Source organism: Mycobacterium sp. E1715 (assembly GCF_001667625.1).
GTDB lineage: Bacteria > Actinomycetota > Actinomycetes > Mycobacteriales > Mycobacteriaceae > Mycobacterium.
Genome location: NZ_LZJJ01000399.1, coordinates 1 through 8560, shown reverse-complemented (window position 1 = coordinate 8560; position 8560 = coordinate 1). Strand labels below are relative to the sequence as shown.

Sequence of the window (8560 nt, the reverse complement as noted above, 5' to 3'; positions counted from 1 at the left end):
CAATCCGCAGTTCGAGCTGACGGGCGTGTGCGTGTCCACCCCGGAGAAGGTCGGCAAGGACGCCGGTGAACTCTGCGGCGTCGCCCTGGAACCCGGTGTGGTCACCGGGGTGACGGCCGTCTCGGACCTCGACGCGCTGCTGGCCACCCGGCCCGAGTGCGTCGTCTACTGCGCGATGGGCGACACCCGGCTGCCCGAGGCGATGGCCGACGTCATGCGCATCCTGGCCGCCGGTGTCAACGTCGTCGGCTCTTCGCCCGGGCTGCTGCAATACCCGTGGGGCGTGATGCCCGACAAGTACATCGGCCGCGTCGAAGACGCTGCCAAGCAAGGCAATTCGAGCATCTTCATCAGCGGTGTCGACCCGGGATTCGCCAACGACCTGATCCCGTTCGCCCTCGCCGGGACCTGCCAGCGCGTCGAGCAGGTGCGCTGCATGGAGATTCACGACTACGCGAGTTACGACGGCGCAGAGGTGATGCACTACATGGGGTTTGGCCGTCCGATGGACGAGATCCCGATGCTGCTGCAACCGGGCATCCTCAGCATCGCCTGGGGCACTGCGATCCGTCAGCTGGCCGCCGGCCTGGGCATCGAGGTCGACGAGATCACCGAGTCCTACCAGCGGGAGCCGGCGCCGGAGGACTTCGATATCGCGGTGGGCCGGGTCGCCAAGGGCACCGTGGCGGTGCTGCAGTTCGAGATCCGCGGCATGGTCAAGGGCCACCCCGCGATCGTCATCGAGCACGTCACCCGGCTGCGGCCCGACTTGCGGCCGGACCTGCCTCAGCCCGCCGCGGGCGACGGCTCCTACCGCGTCGAGATCACCGGGGAGCCGTCGTACGCCGTCGACATCATCCCGAGCAGCCGCAAGGGCGATCACAACCACGCGGCGATCGCCGGCGCCGCGGGCCGCATCGTCAATGCGATCCCCGCGGTCATCGCGGCACCGCCCGGCATTCGGACCACGCTCGACCTGCCGTTGGTCACCGGCAAAGGCCTTTACGCACCAACCACTTTGGTGAGCACTTAAATCGAAAGGAGTCCCTGTGGGACGGGTAGATGGCAAGGTTGCGCTGATCAGCGGGGGCGCCCGGGGGATGGGCGCCGAGCATGCGCGGCTGCTGGCGTCCGAGGGCGCCAAGGTGGTGATCGGCGACATCCTCGACGACGAGGGCAAGGCCGTCGCCGACGAAATCGGTGACGCCGTTCGCTATGTCCACCTCGACGTGACCCAGCCCGACCAGTGGGAGGCCGCCGTCGAGACCGCGGTCAGCGAATTCGGCAAGCTCAACGTGTTGGTCAACAACGCCGGGACCGTCGCGCTCGGACCGCTGAAGAGTTTCGATCTGGCCAAGTGGCAGAAGGTGATTGACGTCAACCTGACTGGAACCTTCCTGGGCATGCGGGCGGCCGTCGAGCCGATGATCGCCGCGGGCGGCGGGTCGATCATCAACGTGTCCTCCATCGAGGGGCTGCGCGGCGCGCCAATGGTGCACCCGTACGTCGCCTCCAAGTGGGGGGTGCGCGGCCTGGCGAAGTCCGCGGCTTTGGAGCTGGCGCCGCACAACATCCGCGTCAACTCGGTGCACCCCGGCTTCATCCGCACCCCGATGACACAGCACCTGCCCGACGACATGGTGACGATCCCGCTCGGCCGCCCGGCCGAGTCGCGGGAGGTGTCGACGTTCATCCTGTTCCTGGCCAGCGACGAGTCGTCCTACTCGACTGGCAGCGAGTTCGTCATGGACGGCGGGCTGGTGACCGACGTGCCGCACAAGGCGTTCTAGACCGTCGAAGATAGGCGACCGGTCGGCTAACATCGAGGAATGCCGCGTCCGCCGAATCCCGAGGTGCGCCGTCGCCTCCTTGCCGCGGGGCTCGAACTGGTGCACGCTCGGGGATTTTCAGCGAGTGGTGTCAAGGACATCACCGACGCGGCGGGCGTCCCGAAGGGGTCGTTCTACGCGTATTTCCCAAGCAAGGAAGCGTTCGCGGCGGCGATCCTCGAGCATTACTGGGCCGACATCGAGGCGCGCCTGCTGCCGATCCTCGACGAAGCCGGTCCGGCACAGGACCGGATCACCCGCTTCTTCCATGCCCTTGCCGACGAGCACGAGGCCGGCGATTTCCTGCTTGGCTGCCTGATCGGCAACCTGTCGCTCGAGCTGGGCGGTTCGAGCGAGCCGGTGCGCGCCGAACTCGTGCGCATTCTCGATCGCTGGGGCGCCGCCCTCACCGAGTGTGTGCGGTCCGGGCAGCGGCGCTCCGGTGGCGTCCGTCGCGACCTCGCCGCTCCCGAACTCGCCTCCCAACTGATCGAGGCGTGGGAAGGTGCGGCCCTGCGGGGGAAGGTGACCCGCAGTAGGGCCCCGTACGACCGATTCGAGGCGACGACGGTCCCGGCGCTTCTGCACTGATGTGGTCGGCGGCGGAATCGTTCACGGGCGCCGCTTGTTAAATAGACGACTGGTCATTTATTATCGAGGGACCACCCCTTCCGACCCCGAGGACGCGCCATGCCGGAGCCAACCAGAGACGCCGACCCCCAGACGCCTGGGCTGCCCGCTTCCGGCTTCGAGCTCGACCTCGACCGCGCCGCGCTGGTTCTCACCGATCCGCAGATCGATTTCCTGAGCCCGGCGGGCGCCGCATGGCAGGTGTTCGGCGACGGCGTCCGGGACAACGACGTCGTCGCCCATATCGGCGAGTTGCTCGACGCCGCGAAGCGGGCGGGCATCACCGTCGCGGTGTCGCCGCACTACTTCTTTCCCACCGACAAGCAGTGGCGGTTCGGTGATCCGCTGGAGAAGTTCATGGACTCCGCCGGCATGTTCGCGCGCCAAAGCGCCTACGCGGCAGACGGATTCGTGGGCTCCGGCGCCGATTTCCTGCCGGCCTACCGCAACCACATTCACGACGGCCGGACCGTCATCGCCTCACCCCACAAGATCGTAGGCCCGGAATCGAATGACCTGGTGCTTCAGCTGCGCAAGCGCGGGGTCAGCCAGGTCGTCCTGGCGGGGATGGCCGCCAACCTGTGCGTCGAAGGCCATCTCCGCGAACTCATCGAGCAGGGCTTCGAGGTGGCCGTCGTCAAGGATGCCACGGCCGGCCCGCGCCTGCCCGAATGTGACGGCTACCTCGCCGCTTTGGTGAATTTCCGATTCCTCGCCAGCGCCGTTTGGACCACGTCCGAAGCCGTCGCCCTGCTGACCAACCCGGTAGATCCGTCGAAAACAAAGGAGTCCGAACGCCATGGCACCGAATGAAAGTCTCAGTCAACGCAGGTTCGTGCTGAACGACGGGAGCGGCGCGATCCCGGCGCTCGGGTTCGGCACCTCGCTGTCCGACAACACCAAGACGCGTGATGCCGTAAAGACCGCGGTCCAAGCGGGGTTCCGTCACCTCGACGCCGCCGAGCGGTATCGGAACGAAGCCGAGGTCGGTGCGGCCCTCAAAGATCTGTTCGCGCAACGAGCGGTCCGCCGCGAGGAATTGTTCGTGACCACCAAGTTGTGGAACAACAACCATCGACCGGAGCGGGTGCGGCCCGCCCTGCGAGCCAGCCTGGACAGGCTCGGGCTCGACGCGGTCGATCTGTATTTGGTGCACACCCCGTTCGCTTTCAAGCCGGGCGACGACCAAGACCCCCGTGACATTCACGGGGCCGTCGTCTACGACGACGGGGTCACCCTGGCGGAAACCTGGGCGGCGATGGAAGACCTTGTCGACGAGGGCCTTACGCGGGCAATAGGCCTCTCGGACATCGACGCCGACGGCACCAGAAAGATCATCGAGACCGCGCGCATCAAGCCGGCGGTCGTGGAAGTCGAGTCGCACCCGTACCACCCCCAATGGGAGCTGCACCAGCTGCGCGAGACCGACGGCATCATCTTGTTGGCCTTCGCCTCACTCGGGCACGCACTCGAACCGCGGCTGCTTGAGGACCCTCTCGTCGTATCGATCGCGCGGCGGCTCGGCAAGACGCCCGCCCAAGTGCTGCTGGCCTGGGGCATCCAGCGCGGCAGCGCGGTTCTGACCGCATCGGTTTCACCGCCGCGCATCCGCGAGAACTTTGATGTCACAACGCTTCCCGACAGCGCGATCCAAGAGATCAACGAACGTCTGGAAACTCGGATCCGGTTCAATTCCGTCGTCGACGCGGGTGAACCGGGATTCGCCGAGGTACCTCGGGGCTAGGGTCGTGTCGTGAGGGCGATGGCCGGCGTCGGCGTGCCGACCCACCTTGCCAGCGTGATACCCGGTCCCGACGGCGTCACCCGCTGCCGGTGGGCCACCCAAACGGGCCGCGATCTGACCGCGTATCACGATCACGAGTGGGGAACACCGACACACGACGAGGCCTTGCTCTTCGAGGCGCTGGTGCTGACTTACTTCGAGAACGGCCTGTCGTGGGCGACCGTGTTCGACAAGCGGGACAACCTGCGCAAGGCGTTCCACGGCTTCAACCCGGCGGCGGTCGCAGCAATGACGCCCGGCGACGTGCAAAGGTTGATGACCGATGCGTCGATCATTCGCCATCGCCGCAAGATCGAAGCCACGCTACACAACGCCCGCCTGTTATCGACGCACTCGTTGTCGCGTCTGGCCTGGCAGCATCGACCCCACAGCCACCATCGGCTCCGAACCTTCAGCGATGGCCGGCTGGTGAGTCCGGAATCGCGCCAGCTGTCAACAGCGTTGCGAGAAGCGGGTTTTCGGATGGTCGGACCCGTGGTCGCCCACTCGTTCATGCATACCGTCGGGATTGAAAACGGTCATTTCGAGGGCTGTTTCCGTGCCCCGGCGTGAGGTGCTATAACCGCGAGCATGCTGCGCAGCCTGGCCGAGGTAGTGGGATCGAACCACGTCGTCACCGATCCCGATGTGCTCGCGGGCCGCAGCGTCGACCACACCGGCCGCTATCGGGGCCGGGCCAGTGCGCTGGTGCGCCCCGGCTCGGCCGAACAGGCCGCCGAGGTGCTGCGGGTCTGCCGGGATGCCGGGTCCCACGTGACCGTGCAGGGCGGGCGCACGTCGCTGGTGGCGGGCACCGTCCCCGAGCACGACGATGTCCTGCTGTCCACCGAGCGGCTGCACGCCCTCGACCCTGTCGACACCGTCGAGCGCCGCATTCAGGTGGGCGCGGGCGCGACTCTGGCCGCGGTGCAACGGGCCGCGGGGGTCGCCGGCCTGCTGTTCGGCGTGGACCTGGCCGCGCGGGACACGGCGACGGTCGGGGGGATGGCGTCGACGAACGCCGGCGGGCTGCGCACGGTCCGCTACGGCAACATGGGCGAACAGGTCGTCGGCCTCGAGGTGGCGCTGCCCGACGGCTCGCTGCTGCGCCGCCACAGCCGGGTGCGCCGGGACAACACCGGCTACGACCTGTCGGCGCTGTTCGTCGGCGCCGAAGGCACCCTGGGGGTGATCACCGCGCTGGAGTTGCGCCTGCACCCCACCCCGGCGCGGCGGGTGACGGCGATCTGCGGGTTCGACGACCTGGCGGCGCTGATCGATGCCGGCCGGACGTTCCGGGACGTCGACGGCATCGCGGCGCTGGAACTGATCGACGGCCGGGCCGCCGCGCTGACCGGCGAGCACCTCGGGGTCGGCTCACCGGTCGACGGCGACTGGCTGCTGCTGGTGGAACTGGCCGCCGACCACGACCAGACCGACCGGCTCGCGGACCTGCTCGACGGCGCGCGAATGTCCTCCGAACCCGCGGTTGGCGTGGATGTCGCCGCGCAGCAGCGGTTGTGGCAGGTGCGTGAATCACTCGTCGAGGTGCTCGGCGTGTACGGGCCGCCGCTGAAGTTCGACGTCTCCCTACCACTGTCGTCGATCGACGAATTCGCTGCGGAGGCAGTCGATTTGATCGACGCCCACGCGCCGGAGGCGCTGCCCGTGCTGTTCGGCCACATCGGCGAGGGCAACCTGCACCTCAACGTGTTGCGCTGCCAAGTCGAGAGGGAGGAGGCGCTGTACAGGCCGATGATGGAACTGATCGCGCGATCCGGCGGCAACGTCAGCTCCGAACACGGCGTCGGCACCCGCAAGCGGGGTTACCTGGGCATGTCCCGCGAGCCCGCGGACGTCGCGGCGATGCGCACGATCAAGGCCGCGCTGGACCCGACCGGCTACCTGAACGCCGCGGTCCTGTTCGACTGATCGTTCTTGCGCCGCCTGACATAAGCTGGGATCCATGGCATCCGGGATCTTCGACACGCCCATCGTCGGAGTCGTCAACAACTTGTTCAACGGCATGATCGACGCGCCCGTCGTCGGGCGACTGGTACGACGCGGGCTGATCAAGATTCGCTACGTCGGCAGGCGTTCGGGCAAGACGATCCAGACCCCGGTCGGCTACCGCCGCTCCGGTGACGGCATCGTCATCAACGTCATGTCGCCCGATAACAAGACCTGGTGGCGGAACTTTCTCGGCGAGGGCGGTCCGATCACGCTGCTCAACTTCGACGGCGCGGACCGGACCGGACACGCGAGCGCCAGCCGAGACGAGAAGGGCCGCGTCAAGGTCGCGGTGCAGCTCGACTAATCGGACGGCGGCTTGATGCCGACCGCGTGCCGCAGCTGCGCCAGGAACTGATCGGCGTCGTCGCTGGGGACGATGTAGTGCGAGATCGCGATCCGGATGACGGTCGCCGCCTTCACCGCGGCGTTGGGTCCGGGCAGGTGGCGCTGGAGGCCCTCCCGCATCTGCGGGATGACCCCGGAGAACTGGGCGATGGTGTGCTCGGGCTCGACGTCGACCATGCGGACGCCGGAGTACGAGTGCTGGTACTCGACGATGAACCGCAGCACGGCGTCGAGCTTGTCGACCCCCTTCAGGCCCGCGGTGGCCCGCACCAGGCCGCTCTCGAAGATCTGCCGCTCGTAGCTCGAAAAGGCGGACAGCAGTTCCTCTTTGGACGCGAACCAGCGGTAGAGCGTCGGGCGGGAAACCCCCGCCTGGGCGGCGACGTCGGAAAGGCTGAGTTTGGTCTTGCCGTTGCGGCCGAGCACCTCGGCGGTGGCGTCGAGGATCCGCTGACGCGTCGAGGTGTCAGGTTCTGCGGTCTGGGCCGGCCGGCTCATATCTGCAACTCTACGAAGTGGTGGAAGGTCATTTCGCTCCCCGGCCGGACTTGGGCGGGCGCGGGCGCACCAGGACGGACTGCTGGATGGCCCCGACCGCGCCCTGCTCGTCGAACAATGTGCCGACCGTGGTGCCGACGCCGTCCGGGCCGTAACTCGTCTCGGCGCGGATGCCGATCCAGTCCCCGTCGGGAACCCGGAACACGTGCACGGCCAGATCGGTGTTGAGGAAGGTCCATCGGCTGATGTCCAGCTTGCTGCCGATGCCGTTGGCGCAGTCGGCGACGGCGAACAGGCGCTCCAGCGGTGTCATGCTCTCGCCGGTCACCAGGTCCACGGTCGGGTGAATCCACGACTCGCCCGGGCCCTCGCTGAGCGGTTCCGTCAGCCACAGCCAGTCGAGGCTGTGCACGTAGTTGCGGTCCCAGTCCCGCGCCGTCAGGTTGCGGTCGCGTGCCTCGCTGCGCGGCGCGGGCATGTCGGGCGCGGCGTGGGCCACCTCCCGGGTGTCCAGCGTCTGCAACCGCCAGCCGCTGGCGCGCGCCACCGGGCGGGGCTCCCCGTCGGGACCGGGCGCCAGCATCTCGGCCCCGACCAGTTCGATCTGCTTGCCCCCGCGCTGCACCCGCGCGTTGACCCACAGGTCACCCTCGGCGGGAACCCCGCCCAGCAGGTCGATGACGACGCGGGACAGGCGGGTGTCGTCGCGCTGTTCGCACCGCTCCAGGGCGCGGACCAGCAGCGCGGACACCGGCCCGCCGTGCTGGATCGCGGCCGACCAGGTGCCGCGCGCCAGGTCGGTGGCCCGGAACTTCTCCCCCAGCGGGTCGGCGCCGTCGACGAGCTCGTAGTAGGAGTCGGTCATCCTCAATCTCTCGTCAGGGCAGGCCGGCGCCGGGGGTGGTCACGGTGACGGCGTCCAGCCGGGACAGCCGGGTCCCGACCAGGCGCTGGGGATAGGCGTCCGTGCTGGACAACAGGAACAGCGTCCGGCGCTCGGGGCCGCCGAGAGCGCAGGCGATGGCGACGCGCTCACCCATGTCGATGCGGTCGGTGACGGCGCCGCCCTCGATGATCCGCTCGAATTGGTGGGCCAGCGTCATCGACGCCCACACCGCGCCGTCGGCGTCGAGCGCGATGCCGTCGGGCGGACCGTCGAGGCCCTCGGCGAAAACGCGGCGGTCGGCCAGCCCGCCGTCCTCATCGATCGTGAACGCGGTCAGCCGCCGGCCGATCGACTCGGCGACGATCAGGGTCCGGCGATCGGGCGTGATCACCATGCCGTTGGGAAAGTCGAGTTCTTCGGCGACGACGCGGGCCGGGCCTACATCGGGTGCCAGGCGCTGCGCGGCGGTTGCATCATCCGGCTGGACCCGGACGACAGCGCCCGCGTCGTCGCCGAAGAACTCGACTTTCCCAACGGCATGGTGATCACGCCCGATCGCCGGACCCTGATCGTCGC

The 8560-nt window shown here is 68.3% G+C and carries 11 protein-coding genes; 8 read left to right on the top strand and 3 right to left on the bottom strand.

Going from position 1 to position 8560, the window contains the following annotated elements; all coding sequences use genetic code 11:
* From A9X03_RS19570 to A9X03_RS19535, 8 genes are all read left to right on the top strand, one after another.
* A partial coding sequence (locus tag A9X03_RS19570; RefSeq protein ID WP_068262527.1) for a diacylglycerol kinase occupies positions 1-1033 on the top strand: 1033 nt, incomplete at its 5' end.
* A 16-nt stretch (positions 1034-1049) separates the two neighbouring features.
* Entirely contained in the window at positions 1050-1790 is a 741-nt protein-coding gene (locus tag A9X03_RS19565; protein ID WP_067755234.1) for a glucose 1-dehydrogenase, read from the top strand.
* 39 nt (positions 1791-1829) lie between these two features.
* Positions 1830-2420: a TetR/AcrR family transcriptional regulator gene (locus A9X03_RS19560; protein ID WP_068262525.1), complete on the top strand. Its 591-nt coding sequence runs from the start codon at positions 1830-1832 to the stop codon at positions 2418-2420.
* 99 nt (positions 2421-2519) lie between these two features.
* Positions 2520-3272, top strand: a complete 753-nt coding sequence (locus tag A9X03_RS19555; RefSeq protein WP_068262522.1) for a cysteine hydrolase — start codon at positions 2520-2522, stop codon at positions 3270-3272.
* On the top strand, positions 3259-4203 hold the full coding sequence (locus A9X03_RS19550; protein ID WP_067755225.1) for an aldo/keto reductase: 945 nt from the start codon (positions 3259-3261) through the stop codon (positions 4201-4203). The genes A9X03_RS19555 and A9X03_RS19550 overlap by 14 nt, the downstream gene beginning before the upstream one ends.
* An 18-nt stretch (positions 4204-4221) precedes the next feature.
* A complete protein-coding gene (locus A9X03_RS19545) occupies positions 4222-4815 on the top strand; it encodes a DNA-3-methyladenine glycosylase I (RefSeq protein WP_067755346.1) in 594 nt (197 codons plus the stop codon).
* Positions 4816-4833: 18 nt separating this feature from the next.
* On the top strand, positions 4834-6174 hold the full coding sequence (locus tag A9X03_RS19540; RefSeq protein ID WP_067755222.1) for an FAD-binding oxidoreductase: 1341 nt from the start codon (positions 4834-4836) through the stop codon (positions 6172-6174).
* Positions 6175-6208: 34 nt separating this feature from the next.
* Complete coding sequence (locus A9X03_RS19535; protein ID WP_067755218.1) at positions 6209-6559, top strand: hypothetical protein; 351 nt, start codon at positions 6209-6211, stop codon at positions 6557-6559.
* Here the strand turns inward: A9X03_RS19535 and A9X03_RS19530 are convergent.
* The 3 genes from A9X03_RS19530 to A9X03_RS19520 all read right to left on the bottom strand — a co-directional run.
* The gene (locus A9X03_RS19530; protein WP_067270068.1) at positions 6556-7098 is read right to left on the bottom strand and encodes a TetR/AcrR family transcriptional regulator; all 543 of its coding nucleotides are present in this window, start codon (positions 7096-7098) and stop codon (positions 6556-6558) included. The two genes, A9X03_RS19535 and A9X03_RS19530, sit on opposite strands and share 4 nt — an antisense overlap.
* A 28-nt stretch (positions 7099-7126) precedes the next feature.
* Positions 7127-7963, bottom strand: coding sequence for a thioesterase family protein (locus A9X03_RS19525; RefSeq protein WP_067755215.1), 837 nt, complete (start codon positions 7961-7963; stop codon positions 7127-7129).
* A gap of 13 nt (positions 7964-7976) precedes the next feature.
* Positions 7977-8560, bottom strand: a 584-nt coding sequence (locus tag A9X03_RS19520) for an SMP-30/gluconolactonase/LRE family protein (protein WP_197696105.1), incomplete at its 5' end; no start/stop codon positions are given.